The following is an 18,396-nucleotide window of genomic DNA, read 5'->3' on the forward strand; positions in this document are numbered from 1 at the left end:
CTCGCAGGAGGTGCGGTTTTAAGCGCCCGGCCAAGCTGCTAGTATCAAAAGAAGCGCCCCATCGAGCGGCGGCGCACCAGCACAAGGAACATCACGGAGGCGGCACGCTGCGGCGGCGGCCTCAGGGCGCACCAGAAGAGATTAGGATGATAGAGTGAAAAAAACGTTGGGCGTATTTTTGCCGTTGTACACCACCACCCTGCTGCTGCTGTTGGGCTCAGGCCTGCTCACTACCTACGTCTCGCTGCGGCTGACCTCCATTCACGTCAGCAGCGCGCTGATCGGCGCCATCATCGCCGCCAACTACATCGGGCTGGTGATCGGCGGCAAGGTCGGCCACTTTCTCATCGCCCGCGTCGGGCATATCCGCGCCTACGTGGCCTGCGCCGGCATCATCACCGCCGCGGTGCTGGGCCACGGCCTGACGGAGTTCATTCCCGCCTGGGTCGCGCTGCGCCTGGTGATCGGCCTATGCATGATGTGTCAGTACATGGTGCTGGAGAGCTGGTTGAACGACCAGGCGGAATCCAACCAGCGCGGCATGGTGTTCGGCTTCTATATGGCGGCGACCTATCTCGGCATGTCGCTGGGCCAGATCGTGCTGATGCTGCAAAGCAATCTGGGCATCGCCACGCTGCTGGTGATCGCGCTGTGCTTCGCGCTCTGTCTGGTGCCGATCGCTCTGACTACCAGCACCAATGCGCGCCACATGTCGCCGGCGCCGATGGAACTGCGTTATTTTGTCGGCGCCATTCCCAAGGTGCTGGCCACCACGCTGGTGATCGGCATGGTCGTGGGCTCATTTTACGGACTGGCGCCGGTCTACGCCAGCCTGCAGTCCTTAACCACTCAGCAAACCGGCCTGTTCATGGCGCTCTCCATCTTCGCCGGGCTGGTGGCGCAATTCCCGCTCAGTTGGCTGTCGGATCGCTATAACCGCCCCTTGCTGATGCGCCTCAACGCCATTCTGCTGATCGTGGCGGCGCTGCCGCTGGCGCTGCTGCCGCACATCGATTTTCCGCTGCTGCTGGCGGTAGGATTCGTCGTCAGCATGCTGCAGTTTACGCTCTACCCGCTGGCGGTGGCGCTGGCCAACGATCTGATCGAGCCGGAGCGCCGCGTCTCGCTGGCCGCCTGTCTGCTGATGGCGTTCGGCGTCGGCGCCAGCATCGGGCCGTTGGCTGTCGGCGCGCTGATCGAGCCGCTTGGCGGCAATATTCTGTACGCCTTCTTCGCCCTGTGCGGCGTGCTGCTGGCAGCCCTGAGCCGGACGGCCAAAGCAGAGGAACCGCAGCTGGCGCAGGACGCGCCGGTGCCGCATATTGCGCTGCCGGACAGCCTCGCCAGCTCGCCGCTGTCGCCGGCACTCAATCCAACCTTCGATGAGCAGATCATTCACGACACCATGCCGCCGCCGGAAGCGGCGCCCGATGTCGAGGAGCCGCAGCCCGAAGAACAGGAGGCGGAACCCTCAGCTCAGGGGGCGGATCCGGAAGAAGACACCGGTCTGAAAAAGGCGCACGCCATGCTGTAAATGACTGCGTTACAGATCCCGGAAAGAGCCCAGCATAAAACCGCGTTCGGCGATCGCCGCTTTCAGCGTCGGCGCGGTCAACACATCCAGCTCGGCGAGGCGCGGATGGCAGTATTGGCTCTGCAGGATCGTCGCGTCGAGGAAGGCCGGGTGGCACATCATTTCCAATGACTCGGCGCCCTGCTCGTCGGCGCGCGCCAACCGCTGCAAGAACAAGGCTTCGGAAATCGTCTCACCGTAGAATCCCGCGTCGAAAGCGTCCGTGCTGTAGGGGGCATGCAGCGTGATGCCACGCCGTTTCGCCTCTTCGCGATCGATGCGCAGCGGCAAATCATGCGCCAGCGCGAACGCCTCCACCAGCGGGTAAATCTGCGGCTGCATATGCACATGGTGGTGGCTGTCAATGTGCGTCGGCGGCCTGCCGAACAGCGTCACGAACCGCGCGAACTGGCGCTGCAGCTCTTCCTGAATCTCGTCCAGCGGCAGCTCGCCGGCCTCGGCGCGGCGCCACAGCCATTTGCCCAGTTCGCCGCGCTCGTTGACCAGCGAAGGCATGGCGCCCAGCGGCCTGCCATGGGTCAAAACGAAGTGCAGCCCGATCGGCAATCCGGGATATTGTCGGCTGAGCGCTGCAGCATGCTCCGCGCCGCCGCCGTTCACCATCGCCGTGGTGGAGGAAACGACGCCATGCTGATACGCCTCGATAACGCCATAGTTCTGCCCTTTGCTCAGACCGAAATCGTCGGCATTCACGATCAGTAGTTTTTCCATAGTGGCTCCCGCGGGATGAATTTTTGGCAAGGGAGGGCCGACCGACCGGTGCGGCATTCCCCTTCGCTAAGATATAAATCAAATGATTAACCGACCGGCGCCCTGAAGCTCATCGGCATATCGGCGTTGATACTGATCGGGAGCGGCCCTAAAGAGGGCCGTAACACTTTTTTCGGTAGTTGCCTGGGGTCACGTCGGTGAGCCGCTTGAAGTTTTTAATGAACAGACTGACGTCGCCATAGCCGGAATCAAAGGCGATATCGGAAACCGAATAGTTGGTGACCTCCAGCTGCGTCTTGGCGAAGTTGATGCGGATCTCGTTGATCACCTGCATCGGCGTCTTCTGGTAGTAGCGCCGCATCGCCCGGGTCAGGTACTCCTGAGTTTTCCCCGACAGCGCCACCATGTTCGCCAACGCCCGCTCGCCGAACATCGCCTTGTCATGCATGCCGGCCAGGGTGTTTTTCAGCCACTGCGGGATATCATCGCCGCCGTCATTGTCTTCTTTATAGTGACGAATACGGCTGATCACGTAGAAGGTCAGCGTTTCGAGAAATTCGGCGAAATCGTCCTCGCGAAACTGCGGCGAACTCACCACCGATTCGATATAGGCCAAAAACTCGCTTCTCAGGCTGTAGGCCTGCGAGGCGACAAAGCAGCGCGGCAGTTGCTGCAAATAGTGCTCTTCAAAGAACGCTTTGCTGACCGCCACGTTGAAGATTTTCGTCGCGCCGAACTCGTAAAAGCTCTGGTGGTAAGAGCCGATGGGGATAAAGACGAAATCCCCGCGTTCCAGCAGCACCCGCTTGCCGTTGATCTCCTGATAGCATTTGCCGCTCAGCACGATGGTGAATTCGTAATAGTCGTGCTGATGCAGCCCGGTGGCGCTTTCCACCTTGTTGTAGATGAACAGGTGAAAGTCTTTGCAGTTAAAGAAATCCTGCTCGCGAATCAGTTTCACGTCGTTCGCACTCAGCGAAATTGGGTTATCGGACACGGCGCCGGCCTCCCGTTAGTCAAATCCGTTGCGTCTGGCCGCCTCGGCAAACCAGTAGCCGCTTTTTTTGATGGTGCGCCGCTGCTCCGCCCGATCCAGCCGCACCAGCCCATAACGATTCTTGTAGGCGTTCAGCCAGGACCAGCAATCGATAAAGGTCCACAGATGATAGCCCTTGCACTGCGAGCCTTCCGTCAGCGCGCGGTGCAGCCACTTCAGGTGATCGCGAATAAACTCGATGCGGTAATCGTCCTCCACCCGCCCATCGGCGCCGATAAACGCCTCTTCGCCCTCAACGCCCATGCCGTTTTCGGAAATATAACAAGGCAGATTGCCGTAGTTCTCTTTCAGATCCATCAGAATGTCGTACAGCCCCTTCTCGTAGATCTCCCAGCCGCGGTGCGGATTGATTTTGCGGCCCGGCATTGCATAGTAACTGAACAAATCCTCCGGCGATGCGATCGGCCCCTCGGCGCGCCGCCCCGCTTTCGCCTGCACCCTGCGCGGCTGGTAATAGTTGACGCCGAGGATATCCACCACGCCGCCTTCGATCAGCTGCGCGTCCTGCGGTTCGCAGTAAGGCATCAGCCCATGCTGCGCCAACAGGTGCAGCAACGCCGCCGGGTAACGCCCTTTGGCGACCGGGTCGAGAAAGCTGCGATTGAGCAGCAGATCGGCGTCGTGTGCCGCCTGCAGATCCTCCGGCGCGTCGGAGCGCGGATAGGTTGGGCTCAGGTTCAAAATGATGCCGATGCTCCCCGGCAGCCCCCGCGCTCTGAAACGTTGCACCGCCATGGCGTGCGCCAGCACGCTGTGATACGCCACGGTGACCGCCCGTTTGAAGTCCACCACGCAAGGGTAGTGCAAGTCATTCAGGTAACCGGCCTCTACCGGCACGATCGGCTCGTTGAAGGTGAACCAGTGGGTAACCCGATCGCCAAACAGGCCGAAGCAGATGTCGGCGTAACGCGCATAGGCGTCGATCACCGCCCGGCTTTCCCAGCCGCCGCGCTGCTGCATGCACAGCGGCATATCGAAGTGGTAGAGATTGATAAACGGGGTGATGCCCTGCGCCAACAGCTCGTCGATCATCGCGTTGTAGAATGCCGCCGCCTGCGGGTTCACCTCGCCGTCGCCGTCCGGGATCAGCCGTGACCACGAGATCGAGGTTCTGAAGGTATTGTGGCCCAGCGTTTTGAGCAGCCCGATATCGGTGCGGAAATGGTCATAAAAGGTCGAGGCCTCGGCCGGCCCCACCCGATCGTGAAAGCGCTCGGGCGCGATCTCGTACCAATAGTCGAAGATGTTGCGGCTCTTGCCATCGCGCGCGGCCGCCCCTTCAGACTGCGGCGCGGAGGTGGCGCTGCCCCACCAGAACCCGTCGGCAAATTGATATTCCATATTCGCGTCCCTCGCGGGGCGACCGCGCCGCCCCGTTCCACAGTTAGAATTTCAGCGCCTTGGCGATGTCTTCTTCGCTTTCCGTCGCCGCGTCGATCTGGCTTTGCGCCTTGTTGGAAATCGCCACGAACGGCAGATAAATCACGGTGGCGACCGCCAGGTTGAACAAGCTCAGCAACAGGGCCATGATGCTGCCGTTGGTGTTGAAGAACGCTCCCAGGCCGACCGGCATGGTCCAGGGCGCGATGTTGGTGATCGGCGGGATCAGCCCAGAGTAGTAAGCCAGCGAGGTGATGAGGGTCAGCACCGGCTGCACCAGGATGAACGGAATAAACATCACCGGGTTCATGATCACCGGCAAACCGAACAGGATAGGTTCGTTGATCTGGAAAATGCCGGATGGCGTCGCCAGTTTGGCGACCTGGCGGTAATCTTCGCGGCGCGAGGCGATGAAGATGGCGATTATCAGGCCCAGCGTCGAACCGGTGCCGCCGAGGTAAATATAAGAGTCGACGAACGGTTTCGCCCACATGTGGAACTCTTTGCCGGCGGCCACCGCCGCCTCGACCGAACCGTATTTATTGTACAGCTCCACGTTTTCCAGCGCGAAAGGCGTCATGATGCCGCTGTCCAGCGCCGCCAGCGCCATGGAGCCGTGTACCCCGAAGAACCACAGCAGCGAAGAGAAAAGCACGTATACCCAGCCCACCACGCTGCCCATCTTGGCCAGCGGCGCCGAAATGCCGTCCATGATGATCTGGTGGAAGTTAGTGCCCCAGTGCGCCAGCGCGAACGCCACCAGCCCCATGATGGAGAGGATGATGAAGCCGGGGATCAGCGCCGAGAAGGAGCGCGACACCGAAGCCGGCACGCTGTCCGGCAGGCTGATCACCCAGTTGCGCCGCACGATGAAGGCAAACATCTCAGCCACCGCCAGCCCGATCACCATACCGGAAATGATGTTGGCGCCGCCCAGCCAATTGGCGCCCACCGCATAGGCCTCGCCGACGTTGAACGGCGTGACGGTCATGAAGGCCGCCACCGCCAGCAACGCCGAGGCCAGGGGATCGACCTTGCGCTCTTCGGCCAGCGCCATGCTGATAAAGAACGGCGTCATCAGGGACATGATCCCCAACGTACCGTTGTAAACGCTGCCGCCAATACTCTTCAGGCTATTGAGCGTCTCGATGGTGGAGGCGTCCAATCGCACGCCCAGCGAATAGAAGAACGATCCCTCGCCAAAGCTCAGGAACACGTTGTTGATCAACACGAACATCGCCCCGGTCAAGGTCAGCGGCATCAGGCGGATAAAGCCGTTTTTGATGGCGTTGACGTGGGGCTGCTTACCGATTTTTACGGCGAAAGGCAGGATAACCTTCTCGAGCGAGGCAATGAGGGTATTCACGGCGGCCTCCTGTTATTGATTGGCTTTCTTGATGGCGGCCACCGCGGCCTTCAGCACGCCCAGCCCATCGACCTTGCCGTACAGCAGCGGATCGATGACTTCAACAGGTTTATTGGGCAACTGTTTCTGCACTTCCGGCAGGGTGTAGGCGATCTGCGGCCCCAGCAGGATCAGATCCGCTTCCCCCCCCTTCTCCGCGGCCAGCGCTTCCGGATAGGCGGCGATGATCACCGGCACTTCATATTTTTCGGCCTGCGCCTTCATTTTTGATACCAACAGGGAAGTGGACATACCGGCAGAACAAAACAGATAGATTTTTTTCTTTTCCATACCAAGCACCTCAGATAATCAAAAAAACCCGGTGTTATTTGTATGCCAGATGCAATCACGATTGCTTCACGCACATTCCTTATGAAAATTTCCGTCACGTTGCCCTGGTTACAGACAGTATACGGAGCATGAAAAAAGGATCGGTAAGCCAGAAGGAGACAGAACCGTCTCTCATTGACCTGATGGATTGACCCTCTTCACATTTCGCACAAAAAAATAGTGTGACCGGGCTCTCAAATAACCGATAAAAACTCAGAATATTCGTAATAAATAATCAAATAACAATTATAAACAGCAAGTTATGAACTCGCTGGGAATTTAAGGGTTTATTTGCGTCTGAACAAACGGCGAGGGAATAAAAATAGTTCAAGCTTGATTCGCCTGCTGCCATCCGAACGCGATGGCTGGTGAGGAGGATTACGTGGGCAGACGCAGCAACTCAATCACCGTGGCCAGCGCCACGGAATGGTTTCTGCGGTTGGGGTAATAGAGGTAAAAACCGGGAAACGGCGCGCACCAATCGGCCAGCACCCGCCGCAGCCGCCCGCTCGCCAGATATTCTTCCACCTCCTGCTCGATGGCAAAAGCGATGCCGACGTTCGCCAGCGCCGCCTGCACCATCATCCTGCCGTCATCGAGTATCAACGGGCTGTTGACCGCCACGGAAAATCGCTGCTCCCCCTGCTGAAAAGCCCATTTGTAGCGCTCGCCCGAAGAGGCCTTGCGCCAACCGATGCAGCGATGCTGCAGTAAATCCTGCGGATGCGTCGGTTCACCGTGCCGTTGAAAGTAATCCGGCGTGGCGACGATGGCAAAACGCAGATCCGGCGTCAGGCGCACCGCGCGCATATCGTTGTGCAGATCCTCGCCGAGCCGGATGCCGGCGTCAAAGCCCTGCTCGACGATGTTGGCGAACCCCTCGTCCGCCACCACTTCCAGCGTAATGCCGGGGTATTCGCTGGCCAGCCGTCCCAGATGCGGCACGATGGCGAGATCGATCGCCGAACGCGGCGCGTTGATACGCACCAGGCCGCGTGGCCCTTCGCGAAACGCATTCAGGCTCTCCAGCGCGGCGTCGATGTCGGTAAAAGCCGGCACCAGCTGCGCCAGCAGATGCTCTCCGGCCTCCGTCGGCGAGACGTTGCGGGTGGTGCGGTTCAGCAGGCGAATGCCCACCTGCGCTTCAAGTTCGCGCAGGGTGTGGGTCAGCGTCGGCGGCGTCACGCCCAATCGGACGGCGGCGCGGCGGAAGCTGCGTTCACTGGCGATAGCCACGAAGGCCGCCAGGCCGGACAGTTCGGGTTTCTTCATGCTATTGATATAAATTATCTAATAGTGAGATGAATTTTTAGCGGATAGTTATCCACCATCTAACAACATAGCATTGCGATCGAACCCATTACCAGGTATTGATGCGATGATTAATGCTACAGCTCCAACCCATGAAACGCCGCGCCGTCTGGCGGGCAAAGTCGTACTGGTGAGCGGCGGCGGCACCGGCATCGGCCGCGCCGCCGCGCTGGCCTATGCCCGCGAAGGCGCCAACGTGGCGCTGGCCGGCCGGCGCGCGGCGGAGATCGAAGCCACGGCGCGCGATATCGCGCTGGCTGGCGGCGATGCCCTGCCCATCGTGACCGACGTCTCCCAAGAAGACGATATCCGCCGGCTACTCGCCGCGGTGACCGCCCACTACGGCCGGCTCGACGTCGCTTTCAACAACGCCGGCATCATCGGCAACTTCGCCCCCATCACCGAACAGAGCAGCGAGGATTTTGACCGGGTGATTGCCATTAACCTCAGAGGCGTCTGGCTGGCGATGAAATACGAGATTGAAACCTTCCTGGCTCAGCGGTCGGGCGGCGTGATCATCAACACCTCCTCCTGGCTGACCCACGGCGCGCTGGCCGGCTCATCCAGCTACTCCGCCAGTAAAGGGGCGCTCGATGCGATGATCCGCGCGGTGGCGCTCGAATACAGCGGCCAGGGCATCCGCGTCAACAACATCAACCCCGGCATCATCGACACGCCGATGGCGCGCGGCAGCGTGGCCGACAGCGCGGCGTTCGCGCCCTTTATCGCCCATACGCCCGCCGGCCGCCTGGGCGAATCGGAAGACATCGGCGATGTGGCGCTGTGGTTGGCGACGGACGAGGCCCGCTTCATCACCGGCCAAAGCCTGCTGGTGGACGGCGGTTACACCATCGCCGGCATGCGCTGAGGAGACGATGCCATGAACTACGTTCGGCTTGGCGACAGCGGCCTGAAAGTGTCTCGTCTCTGCCTGGGCTGCATGACCTATGGCGATCCGGCCTGGCGCCCCTGGGTGCTGAAGGAAGATGAAGCGCGCCCCTTTATCCGCGAAGCGCTGGAAGCGGGCATCAATTTTTTCGATACCGCCAACATTTACTCCAGCGGAGAAAGCGAGCGCATTCTCGGCCGCGCCCTGAAGGCGTTCGCCCGCCGCGAAGACGTGGTGATCGCCACCAAGGCCTACTTTCCGATGGACGCGCAGCCGAACAGCCGAGGGCTGTCGCGCAAGCACCTGCTGCACAGCGTCGACGCCTCTTTGCAGCGGTTGGGGACGGATTACCTCGATCTGTTTGTACTGCACCGCTTCGACACCGAAACGCCGATCGAAGAAACCGCCGATACCCTCGACGGCCTGGTACGGGCGGGCAAGATCCGCTATCTCGGCGCCTCCTCGCTGCACGCCTGGCGCCTGATGAAAATGCTGGCCTTTCAACGTCAGCACCGCCTGGCGCCGTTTATTTCGCTGCAAAGCCAATACAACCTGGTGACGCGTGAAGATGAAGAGGAGCTGATCCCGCTGTGCCTGGAGGAGGGGCTCAGCCTGACGCCCTGGTCGCCGCTGGCCCGCGGCGTGCTGGCCGGTTCCGGCAACGCCGGCACGCTGCGCGCCGCCACCGACGAACAGGCGCCCCGTTGGTACGGCGGCAGAAACGAAGTGGAACGCACCGTCGCAGCGGTAGCGGAGGTGGCGGCCGCGCGCGACGTTCCATCGGCGCAGATCGCGCTGGCCTGGCTGCTGGCCAAACCCGGCGTGGCGTCGCCGCTGGTGGGCATGTCCAAGCCGCACCATCTGCAGGATGCGCTGGCGGCGCTTAATCTCAGCTTATCGCCGCAAGACGTGGCCGCGCTGGAGGCGCCGATGGCGCACGCTGCCCGCCCCGATCGCTGGTAGCCCCTTTTCCGTCATTCCAGGAGAGAAGACATGTCATATGTGCTTACCGCGCGAGCAGCGTTGTTCACCCTCGCCGCCGCACTCCCCCTGACCACTCCGGCGCAGGCCGCCGCCAATACCCACTGCGCCGAAAGCAGCATGACGCTGCCGCCCGGCGCGCTTTATCCCAACGGCATCGCCCGCGCGGCGGACGGCACGCTGTATGTCGGCCTGATCACCAGCGGCAACGTGCTGCGCAAGCGGCCGGGTAAAGCGTGGGAAACCTTTTTCCCTGGCGCTGACACGGTGTTCGCCTCAAACGCGCTGCGGCTGGACGAACGGCGCGGGTTGCTATGGGGCAATTCGCCGGACTTCCTTTCCGGCGGCAAATCGCGCGCCAACCGCATCTATGCGCTGAACGTCGCCGATGGCACGCTCAACCGCAGCCTGGCGCTGCCGACGGGGGAAATGGGCAACGATATCGTGCTCGGCACAGACGGTACGGTGTACGTGACAGAAACCCGAGGCGGCGGCATCCTGCGCTTGCGGCCGGGCGAAGCGGCATTCAGTACGCTGTTTCAGGATGCGCGGTTGGCGGCTCCGAGCGGGCTGGGCGCGGCCGGGATCGTGCTGCTCGACGATCGGCTGATGGCTGTCGCCAATTTCGGCACCGGTAAGCTTTACACTCTCAGCTATCACGATCCAAAGCCGCAGCTGACGGAAATGCAGCTGCCGCGCCTGATTGAAAACCCGGACGGAATGGGATTGGCGCCGGACGGCGCATTGATCGTGCTGGAGAACGGGATCCAGAGCGGCCAAGGGCGGATCCTGCGGATCGCGTTGCCAAAAGCGACCGGCATGCATCGGATTGAGGTCTTGCGCGAAGGCATGGAGTCGCCGGTCAACCTGACTATCACCCCACAAGGCTGCGCCTTCGTCAGCGAGTCGCGCATCCGCCACCGCCTGCTGCCCGGCCATGAAACCGAAGTGCCCGACAGCTTCCGCATCTATCAACTGCCCTTGCCTCTCACCGCCGCGCAATAACCTCTACGCCGCCTCAGCGGGCGACACTTGCGTTGTTGCCCGCAGGCGAACAACAATCTCACCGCGTTACAAACCCGCCTTGCGCAGCGCTTCCCATTTTTACCTGTGACAGCCGATTGCCCGCTGGGCTAGTATAAGCGTCTGTGCAAACCTCAGGTTTGAGTGCGCCGTTTGGCGTTTTGATGATTTGATTTGCGCCGCCCGCCAAGCGCTGAGTGGGGCGACGCCTGCTGAAACAATGTGATAGCGAATGACGACAATGAAAATCACAGTTCCCTTTACATTCAATGGATTGGAAAAATAATCGCATGAATAGCACCGATAAACTCGATTCGCACACGCCGATGATGCAGCAGTACCTGCGCCTCAAGGCCCAGCATCCTGAAATCCTGCTGTTCTACCGCATGGGCGACTTCTACGAGCTGTTTTACGACGACGCCAAGCGCGCTTCCCAACTGCTGGATATCTCGCTGACCAAACGCGGCGCCTCGGCGGGCGAGCCGATCCCAATGGCCGGCGTGCCGCACCACGCGGTGGAGAACTACCTGGCCAAGCTGGTTCAACTCGGCGAATCCGTCGCCATCTGTGAACAGATCGGCGATCCGGCCACCAGTAAAGGGCCGGTCGAGCGCAAAGTGGTACGCATCGTCACCCCCGGCACCATCACCGACGAAGCGCTACTGCAAGAGCGCCAGGACAACCTGCTGGCGGCGATCTGGCAGGATGCGCGCGGCTTCGGTTACGCCACGCTGGACGTGAGCTCCGGCCGCTTCCGCGTCGCCGAGCCGCAGGATCTAGAGACCATGGCCGCCGAGCTGCAGCGCACCAATCCGGCCGAGCTGCTCTACCCGGAAACCTTCGAACAAATGGCGCTGATCGAACAACGCCACGGCCTGCGCCGCCGTCCGCTGTGGGAATTCGAACTGGAGACCGCACGCCAACAACTCAACCTGCAGTTCGGCACCCGCGATTTGACCGGCTTCGGCGTCGAGCAGGCGCATCAGGCGCTGCGCGCCGCCGGCTGTCTGTTGCAGTACGTGAAAGATACCCAGCGCACTTCACTACCGCACATTCGCGGCATCACCATGGAGCGTCAGCAGGATGGCATCATCATGGACGCCGCCACCCGCCGCAACCTGGAGCTGACGCAGAGCCTGTCCGGCGGCAGCGACAACACGCTGGCGGCGATCCTCGATCGCACAGTCACGCCGATGGGCAGCCGCATGCTGAAACGCTGGCTGCACATGCCGACCCGAGACATCAAGGTGCTGACCGCCCGCCAACAGGCGATCGGCGCATTGCAGGAACGGTTCGCCGATCTGCAGCCTTCGCTGCGCCAGGTGGGCGATCAGGAGCGAATTTTGGCGCGCCTGGCGCTGCGCACTGCGCGTCCGCGCGATCTGGCCCGCATGCGTCATGCTTTCCAGCAACTGCCGGACATCCGCGCGGTGCTGCAAGATGTGGATACGCCGCATGTGCAGCAACTGCTATCTCAGGTAGGCCAGTTCGACGAGCTGCGCGAACTGCTGGAACGCGCGATCGTTGAATCGCCGCCGGTGCTGGTGCGCGACGGCGGCGTGATCGCCCCCGGTTACAACAGCGAGCTGGACGAGTGGCGCGCGCTGGCCGACGGCGCCAGCGACTACCTCGATCGGCTGGAGATCCGCGAGCGTGAAAAGCTGGGGCTGGATACGCTCAAGGTCGGCTTCAACGGCGTACACGGCTACTACATTCAGGTGAGCCGCGGCCAGAGCCACCTGGTGCCGATCCACTATGTACGTCGCCAGACGCTGAAAAACGCCGAGCGCTACATCATCCCGGAATTGAAAGAGTACGAAGACAAGGTACTCACCTCCAAGGGCAAAGCGCTGGCGATAGAGAAAAGCCTGTACGACGAGCTGTTCGATCTGCTGCTGCCGCACCTGGCGGAACTGCAGCAAAGCGCCGCCGCGCTGGCCGAGCTGGACGTGCTGGCCAACCTGGCCGAGCGCGCCGACACCCTGAACTACGCCTGCCCGGTCATGAGCGACCAGCCGGGGATCCGCATTACCGAAGGCCGCCACCCGGTGGTGGAGCAGGTGCTGAGCGAACCGTTTATCTCCAACCCGCTCTCCCTGTCGCCACAGCGCCGCATGCTGATCATCACCGGCCCTAACATGGGCGGTAAAAGCACCTATATGCGGCAAACGGCGCTGATTGTGCTGATGGCGCACATCGGCAGCTACGTTCCGGCTGCCAAAGCCACCATCGGCCCGGTGGATCGCATCTTCACCCGCGTCGGCGCGGCGGACGATCTGGCTTCCGGCCGTTCCACCTTCATGGTGGAGATGACCGAAACCGCCAATATTCTTCACAACGCCACCGAGCACAGCCTGGTGTTGATGGATGAAATCGGCCGTGGCACCTCCACCTACGACGGCCTGTCGCTGGCCTGGGCCTGCGCCGAGAACCTGGCCAACCGCATCAAAGCGATGACACTGTTCGCCACTCACTACTTCGAGCTGACGACGCTGCCGGAAAAAATGGAAGGCGTGGTCAACGTGCATCTGGACGCGCTTGAGCACGGCGACACCATCGCTTTTATGCACAGCGTGCAGGACGGTGCCGCCAGCAAAAGCTATGGCCTGGCGGTCGCCGCGCTGGCCGGCGTGCCGCGCGACGTCATCAAGCGCGCCCGCCAAAAGCTGCGCGAGCTGGAATCCATCTCCAGCCACACCGCGTCGGGCAGCGTTGATGCCACCCAGATGACGCTGTTGCAGGAAGAGACTTCGCCGGCAGTAGAAGCCCTGGAGGCGCTGGATCCGGATTCCCTGTCGCCGCGCCAGGCGCTGGAATGGATCTACCGGCTGAAAAATATGGTGTAGTCAGACGCCAAACGCGGGCATAAAAAAACGGTGAGCATCATGCTCACCGTTTTTATTTGATGCGATTCAACAACCGGCGTTATTCGCGGAACAGCGCCTCAATGCTCAGGCCCTGCATCTGCAGAATCTCACGCAGGCGACGCAGACCTTCAACCTGAATCTGACGGACGCGTTCACGCGTCAGGCCAATCTCCCGGCCCACGTCTTCCAGCGTCGCCGCTTCATAGCCCAGCAGGCCGAAACGACGCGCCAACACTTCACGCTGTTTGGCGTTCAGTTCGAACAGCCATTTGACGATGCTTTGCTTCATATCGTCGTCTTGCGTGGTGTCTTCAGGCCCGTTGTCCTTCTCGTCGGCCAGAATGTCCAGCAGCGCTTTCTCCGAATCCCCGCCCAACGGCGTATCCACCGAGGTGATGCGCTCATTCAGGCGCAGCATGCGGCTGACGTCATCCACCGGCTTGTCGAGTTGCTCGGCAATCTCTTCAGCGCTCGGTTCATGATCCAGTTTATGGGAAAGCTCGCGCGCGGTGCGCAGATAAACATTCAGTTCTTTGACGATATGGATAGGCAAACGAATGGTGCGGGTTTGGTTCATGATCGCCCGTTCAATCGTCTGACGGATCCACCAGGTTGCGTAAGTGGAGAAACGGAAACCGCGTTCCGGGTCGAATTTTTCCACCGCGCGGATCAGACCAAGGTTACCCTCTTCGATAAGATCCAGCAGCGCCAGACCGCGGTTGCTGTAGCGGCGGGCGATTTTCACCACCAGCCGCAGGTTGCTTTCAATCATGCGACGGCGGGACGGCACGTCACCGCGCAGAGCACGCCGCGCAAAATAGACCTCTTCCTCTGCGGTCAACAGAGGTGAATAACCGATCTCACCCAGATAGAGCTGCGTCGCATCCAATACGCGTTGCGTAACGCCTTGAGACAACAGCTCTTCTTCCGCTAAATCGTTCTCACTGGCCTCTTCTTCTACCAGCGCTTTTTCATCAAACGACTCAGCCTCAGCTCCATTCTCGTCGAAATCCGCATCATCATGTAACTCGTTAACTTTCAGCGTATTTTGGCTCATATGCTGCTCCTACCCGTGATACCGCGAGCAGAATCTCAGCGTATTCTGCCCAATCTATCGCTGCGGAAGATAACGCAGCGGGTTTACGGATTTCCCCTTGTAACGAATTTCAAAATGCAAACGTACTGAACTGGTACCGGAGCTACCCATGGTGGCTATTTTTTGACCCGCCTTCACTTCTTGTTGTTCCCGGACCAGCATTGTGTCGTTATGAGCGTAGGCGCTCAGGTAATCATCATTATGTTTGATGATGATTAGATTACCGTAACCCCGTAAAGCGTTGCCTGCATACACTACGCGACCATCGGCGGTAGCGAAGATAGGCTGCCCACGGGAACCGGCGATATCGACGCCCTTATTCCCACCTTCTGATGAGGAAAAGTTATCAATAATCTTGCCGTCAGTCGGCCATCTCCAGGTACTGACCGGAGCGCTGTTGCTGACGGTGCTGCTCACTGGTGGAGCGGCTTCCGGTGCGGTAACAGGCGCAGTCGCGGTCCCAACCGCTGCGGCGCCCGCTGCAGGTAACATCTTACCTACATTCTGTTTACCCGAGTTTTCAGAATACGCGTTAGTTGATTGAGAATCAACCGTTGCTGTCTGGATCTGGGCGCTGGAAGGTGGCTTCGGAACACCGCCTTTGGTCGCGTCAGTCGTCGCCAGCATACCGCCGCCGCCATTGGCAGAACCATTACCAAGTTGAATGGTTTGGCCAACATTCAGGCTGTAAGGCTCGGGAATATTGTTGCGCTGCGCCAGGTCGCGGAAATCATTGCCGGTGATCCAGGCGATGTAAAACAGCGTATCACCGCGCTTGACCGTATAGGTGTCGCCGCCGCTGTAGCTCCCTTTAGGGATAGCGTTATAACTGCGGTTATAGACAATGCGGCCCTCTGGGCTGGCCTGCTGCGCTCCGCCATTATTATTGCCGGATGGAACGGCGCCGCCGCCGCCCACGCTGCTGATAGGGGCTGACGTCGAGGCCGTGTTTGTACAACCCGCCAACCACAAACTTACCATCGTACACACCGCAACCCGGCGTAACGTAATCATTGGGCTTCCCGTGCTCATGCTTCCCCCATGACAGCAATATCAGTGATATATCCAAAATACCCTTTACATCGTAGCCGAGCTTTTGCCACTTCCCAGTTTCTGCGATGTAAAGGCGCCGCCGGCCGATCCCTGAACGCCAGGTCATCTCCCGCCGGAGCATCAAAACGCGCGCCAATGCTAACCACATTGGCGTCACCGCACCATAAGACAACTACGTAGAAAGGCCAATTCTAGTGAAAATTAGCCTGATTGGAACGAGAAAACCTTATCCGCACGTGATGAAAGTGCAACAGATTTTTCAGACGGTCGAAAAATCAGACAATCGCTAGGCCAATTCGCCTTTCACCAGCGGCACAAAGCGCACCGCCTCTACCGCGTCGACCACGAAATCGTTGCCATGGCGCTGAATGCGTTTGAGGGTTTGGGCATGCTCGCCCACCGGCAACACCAAAATGCCGCCGTCGTCCAACTGCTCAACCAGCGCCTGCGGGATCTCCGGCGGCGCGGCAGTGACGATGATCGCATCGAACGGGCCGCGCGACGCCCAGCCCTGCCAGCCGTCGCCGTGGCGAGTGGAAACATTATGAAGGTCGAGCTGCTTCAGGCGGCGCTTGGCCTGCCACTGCAGCCCCTTGATGCGCTCGACGGAACAAACGTGTTGCACCAGATGCGCCAGGATGGCGGTTTGATAACCGGAACCGGTGCCGATCTCAAGCACCCGTGAAGTAGGCTTCAGATTCAGCAGCTCGGTCATCCGCGCCACCATATAAGGCTGAGAAATAGTCTGGCCGGAACCGATCGGTAATGCAGTGTTTTCGTAGGCTTTATGATCCAGCGCTTCGTCAACAAAACGCTCGCGCGGCACCGCTTCGATCGCTCGTAGCAGCTTTTCGTCCCGGATCCCTTGCTGACGCAGTTGCGTCAGCAATGTTTGCATACGCTTGTTCACCATTCCCCGCTAACCTCTGCCTTGGTTAACCATGTTTTCACGACTTCCTGCGCCGCGTAGGCGGTCAGATCCACCTGTAGCGGCGTGATCGCCACATAGCCTTGTTCCACCGCCGCAAAGTCGGTATCCGGCCCGACATCAAATTTATCACCAGGCGGCCCGATCCAGTAGAGATTTTGTCCACGCGGATCCTGCTGGCAGAAGACCTTATCGGCGGGATGGCGGCTGCCACAGCGAGTGACGCGCAGGCCTTTGATCTCCGCCAGCGGCAAATCCGGCACGTTGATATTCAGGATTTTTCCGGTGCGTAACGGTTCACGCTGCAGCGCACGCAAGATGCGGCAGGCAATGGCCGCTGCAGTCGCGTAGTGTTGGTGACCGTTCAGCGACACCGCCAGCGCGGGCAGCCCCAGGTGCCGGCCCTCCATCGCCGCCGCGACGGTGCCGGAATAGATGACGTCATCGCCTAAATTCGGTCCGGCGTTAATGCCGGAGACCACGATATCCGGCGCAGGGCGCATCAATGCGTTGACGCCAAGATAAACGCAGTCGGTCGGCGTCCCCTGCAGCACCGCGATATCGCCGTTGGCCAGCGTTTGCGTGCGCAGCGGCGACTCCAGCGTCAGGGCATTGGAAGAACCGCTGCGGTTACGATCCGGCGCCACGACCTGCACCTCGGCAAACTCCCGCAGCGCCGCCGCCAGCACCTGAATGCCCGGGGCGCTGACGCCGTCATCGTTACTCAGCAATATCCGCATCACTGTTATCCTGCTGCATGATTTCGCGAACCACGCTGGTAGCAAAGCTGCCTGCCGGCAACCAGAAGCGCAGTTCCACGGTAACGTCATCCCACCAGTTCCACTGCAAATTTTGCGGCTGCAACAGCAGGGCCCGGCGAGCGGGTTCGACACGCTCGCGCTTTAAAAGCGTAAGCAATTCCGGTTGTTCCGCCAAGCATTGTTGTTCAAAAGCCAAGGCTTGGCCGGCGGTGCCTGGCTCTCCGTCGCCCGGCAAGGAGGCCGTGATCGCCAGCTCGCCGGCATCCAGCCGCTGTTGCAACGTCTCCAGCTCATCGGCTTTGGCGACGAACCAGCTACCGCGGCCGCTCAACTGCAGGGCATCCCCTTCCAGCACGGTGCGCTGCAGGCCGTCGGCCAGGCGCCGGCCGGCTATCAGATTGAACAGCGCACTGCGGCTGGCGGAAAGGTAGAAGCTGCGCTTGCTGCGCTCTTTAACGCGGATTTCGTCGTTCGCCCAGCGGCGTGCCATCACCAGATTGTTGCCGCCGCGGCCGAAGCGTTGGCTGCCGAAATAGTTTGGCACGCCCTGCGCGGCGATAGCCTGCAGGCGGCGCTCAACGTCCTGACGATCGGAAATCTGGCGCAGCACCAGCGTAAAGTGGTTGCCCTTCAGATTGCCGATGCGCATTTTGCGCAGGTGGCGGGCGAACGAGAGCACCTCGCAGCCTTCCAGCGCAAACTGTGAGAAATCCGGCGTGTCTTTGCCCGGCATATGCAGGCAGAACCACTGTTCGGTCACCGCGTGGCGATCCTTCAAACCGGCATAGCTGACGGAACGGGCGTGAATACCGGCGAAGCGCGCCAGATAGTCGGCCACGAACTGGGTATTGCAGCCGTTTTTACGGATGTTCACCAGCACATGCTCGCCTTCGCCATCCGGCGCAAAGCCCAGGTCTTCCACCACCACGAAGTCTTCCGGATTGGCTTTCAACACCCCGGTGCTCTGCGGCTGGCCATGCAGCCAGGTCAGATTCGCCATATCCATGCGG

Annotated in this window: 16 protein-coding genes; 5 read left to right on the top strand and 11 right to left on the bottom strand. The window is 60.5% G+C overall.

Going from position 1 to position 18,396, the window contains the following annotated elements:
* Positions 1 to 154 precede the first annotated feature (154 nt).
* The gene (locus ACSBQV_RS13750) at positions 155 to 1,534 is read left to right on the top strand and encodes an MFS transporter (protein ID WP_099785511.1); all 1,380 of its coding nucleotides are present in this window, start codon (positions 155 to 157) and stop codon (positions 1,532 to 1,534) included.
* Between the two features lie 9 nt (positions 1,535 to 1,543).
* Here the strand turns inward: ACSBQV_RS13750 and chbG are convergent, their stop codons facing one another.
* From chbG to ACSBQV_RS13780, 6 genes are all read right to left on the bottom strand, one after another.
* The gene (gene chbG / locus ACSBQV_RS13755; RefSeq protein WP_099785512.1) at positions 1,544 to 2,305 is read right to left on the bottom strand and encodes a chitin disaccharide deacetylase; all 762 of its coding nucleotides are present in this window, start codon (positions 2,303 to 2,305) and stop codon (positions 1,544 to 1,546) included.
* A gap of 148 nt (positions 2,306 to 2,453) precedes the next feature.
* Positions 2,454 to 3,302 (bottom strand): transcriptional regulator ChbR, encoded by an 849-nt coding sequence (gene chbR / locus ACSBQV_RS13760; protein ID WP_099785514.1) that lies wholly within the window; start codon positions 3,300 to 3,302, stop codon positions 2,454 to 2,456.
* Between the two features lie 15 nt (positions 3,303 to 3,317).
* Complete coding sequence (locus ACSBQV_RS13765) at positions 3,318 to 4,703, bottom strand: glycoside hydrolase family 1 protein (RefSeq protein WP_099785516.1); 1,386 nt, start codon at positions 4,701 to 4,703, stop codon at positions 3,318 to 3,320.
* 43 nt (positions 4,704 to 4,746) lie between these two features.
* A complete protein-coding gene (gene chbC, locus ACSBQV_RS13770) occupies positions 4,747 to 6,108 on the bottom strand; it encodes a PTS N,N'-diacetylchitobiose transporter subunit IIC (protein WP_033641899.1) in 1,362 nt (453 codons plus the stop codon).
* A gap of 12 nt (positions 6,109 to 6,120) precedes the next feature.
* Positions 6,121 to 6,438, bottom strand: coding sequence for a PTS sugar transporter subunit IIB (locus ACSBQV_RS13775; RefSeq protein ID WP_099785518.1), 318 nt, complete (start codon positions 6,436 to 6,438; stop codon positions 6,121 to 6,123).
* Between the two features lie 417 nt (positions 6,439 to 6,855).
* Positions 6,856 to 7,749 (bottom strand): LysR family transcriptional regulator, encoded by an 894-nt coding sequence (locus tag ACSBQV_RS13780; RefSeq protein WP_099785520.1) that lies wholly within the window; start codon positions 7,747 to 7,749, stop codon positions 6,856 to 6,858.
* A gap of 106 nt (positions 7,750 to 7,855) precedes the next feature.
* Between ACSBQV_RS13780 and ACSBQV_RS13785 the strand changes: the two genes are divergently transcribed.
* The 4 genes from ACSBQV_RS13785 (at position 7,856) to mutS (ending at position 13,527) form a co-directional block, all read left to right on the top strand.
* Complete coding sequence (locus ACSBQV_RS13785; RefSeq protein WP_049866646.1) at positions 7,856 to 8,656, top strand: SDR family NAD(P)-dependent oxidoreductase; 801 nt, start codon at positions 7,856 to 7,858, stop codon at positions 8,654 to 8,656.
* A 12-nt stretch (positions 8,657 to 8,668) separates the two neighbouring features.
* Positions 8,669 to 9,640, top strand: coding sequence for an aldo/keto reductase (locus ACSBQV_RS13790; RefSeq protein ID WP_099785522.1), 972 nt, complete (start codon positions 8,669 to 8,671; stop codon positions 9,638 to 9,640).
* A gap of 30 nt (positions 9,641 to 9,670) precedes the next feature.
* Entirely contained in the window at positions 9,671 to 10,663 is a 993-nt protein-coding gene (locus ACSBQV_RS13795; protein WP_226886047.1) for a Vgb family protein, read from the top strand.
* Between the two features lie 308 nt (positions 10,664 to 10,971).
* Entirely contained in the window at positions 10,972 to 13,527 is a 2,556-nt protein-coding gene (mutS, locus tag ACSBQV_RS13800; protein ID WP_089192564.1) for a DNA mismatch repair protein MutS, read from the top strand.
* Positions 13,528 to 13,606: 79 nt separating this feature from the next.
* Here the strand turns inward: mutS and rpoS are convergent, their stop codons facing one another.
* The 5 genes from rpoS to truD all read right to left on the bottom strand — a co-directional run bounded on the left by rpoS (position 13,607) and on the right by truD (position 18,392).
* Positions 13,607 to 14,605, bottom strand: a complete 999-nt coding sequence (rpoS, locus tag ACSBQV_RS13805) for an RNA polymerase sigma factor RpoS (protein WP_019455119.1) — start codon at positions 14,603 to 14,605, stop codon at positions 13,607 to 13,609.
* A 54-nt stretch (positions 14,606 to 14,659) separates the two neighbouring features.
* Positions 14,660 to 15,658: a murein hydrolase activator NlpD gene (gene nlpD, locus ACSBQV_RS13810; protein WP_033651642.1), complete on the bottom strand. Its 999-nt coding sequence runs from the start codon at positions 15,656 to 15,658 to the stop codon at positions 14,660 to 14,662.
* Between the two features lie 325 nt (positions 15,659 to 15,983).
* Entirely contained in the window at positions 15,984 to 16,610 is a 627-nt protein-coding gene (locus ACSBQV_RS13815) for a protein-L-isoaspartate(D-aspartate) O-methyltransferase (RefSeq protein WP_033641890.1), read from the bottom strand.
* Positions 16,604 to 17,365 carry a 5'/3'-nucleotidase SurE gene (gene surE, locus ACSBQV_RS13820; RefSeq protein WP_168177246.1) on the bottom strand — a complete coding sequence of 254 codons (762 nt, stop codon included), beginning with the start codon at positions 17,363 to 17,365 and terminating at the stop codon, positions 16,604 to 16,606. Before surE ends, ACSBQV_RS13815 begins: the two co-directional genes overlap by 7 nt.
* Positions 17,346 to 18,392 carry a tRNA pseudouridine(13) synthase TruD gene (truD, locus tag ACSBQV_RS13825; protein WP_033641888.1) on the bottom strand — a complete coding sequence of 349 codons (1,047 nt, stop codon included), beginning with the start codon at positions 18,390 to 18,392 and terminating at the stop codon, positions 17,346 to 17,348. The genes surE and truD overlap by 20 nt, the downstream gene beginning before the upstream one ends.
* Positions 18,393 to 18,396: the final 4 nt, after the last annotated feature.

The sequence above is a fragment of the Serratia sp. B501 genome (assembly GCF_051172315.1).
GTDB lineage: Bacteria > Pseudomonadota > Gammaproteobacteria > Enterobacterales > Enterobacteriaceae > Serratia > Serratia ureilytica.

Coding starts and splice junctions, on each gene's coding strand:
- ACSBQV_RS13780 (WP_099785520.1), bottom strand. CDS start 7,749: ATGAAGAAACCCGAACTGTCCGGCCTGGCGGCCTTCGTGGCTATCGCC.
- nlpD (WP_033651642.1), bottom strand. CDS start 15,658: ATGATTACGTTACGCCGGGTTGCGGTGTGTACGATGGTAAGTTTGTGG.
- ACSBQV_RS13775 (WP_099785518.1), bottom strand. CDS start 6,438: ATGGAAAAGAAAAAAATCTATCTGTTTTGTTCTGCCGGTATGTCCACT.
- ACSBQV_RS13790 (WP_099785522.1), top strand. CDS start 8,669: ATGAACTACGTTCGGCTTGGCGACAGCGGCCTGAAAGTGTCTCGTCTC.
- ACSBQV_RS13785 (WP_049866646.1), top strand. CDS start 7,856: ATGATTAATGCTACAGCTCCAACCCATGAAACGCCGCGCCGTCTGGCG.
- rpoS (WP_019455119.1), bottom strand. CDS start 14,605: ATGAGCCAAAATACGCTGAAAGTTAACGAGTTACATGATGATGCGGAT.
- surE (WP_168177246.1), bottom strand. CDS start 17,365: ATGCGGATATTGCTGAGTAACGATGACGGCGTCAGCGCCCCGGGCATT.
- truD (WP_033641888.1), bottom strand. CDS start 18,392: ATGGATATGGCGAATCTGACCTGGCTGCATGGCCAGCCGCAGAGCACC.
- ACSBQV_RS13795 (WP_226886047.1), top strand. CDS start 9,671: ATGTCATATGTGCTTACCGCGCGAGCAGCGTTGTTCACCCTCGCCGCC.
- ACSBQV_RS13815 (WP_033641890.1), bottom strand. CDS start 16,610: ATGGTGAACAAGCGTATGCAAACATTGCTGACGCAACTGCGTCAGCAA.
- ACSBQV_RS13765 (WP_099785516.1), bottom strand. CDS start 4,703: ATGGAATATCAATTTGCCGACGGGTTCTGGTGGGGCAGCGCCACCTCC.
- mutS (WP_089192564.1), top strand. CDS start 10,972: ATGAATAGCACCGATAAACTCGATTCGCACACGCCGATGATGCAGCAG.
- chbG (WP_099785512.1), bottom strand. CDS start 2,305: ATGGAAAAACTACTGATCGTGAATGCCGACGATTTCGGTCTGAGCAAA.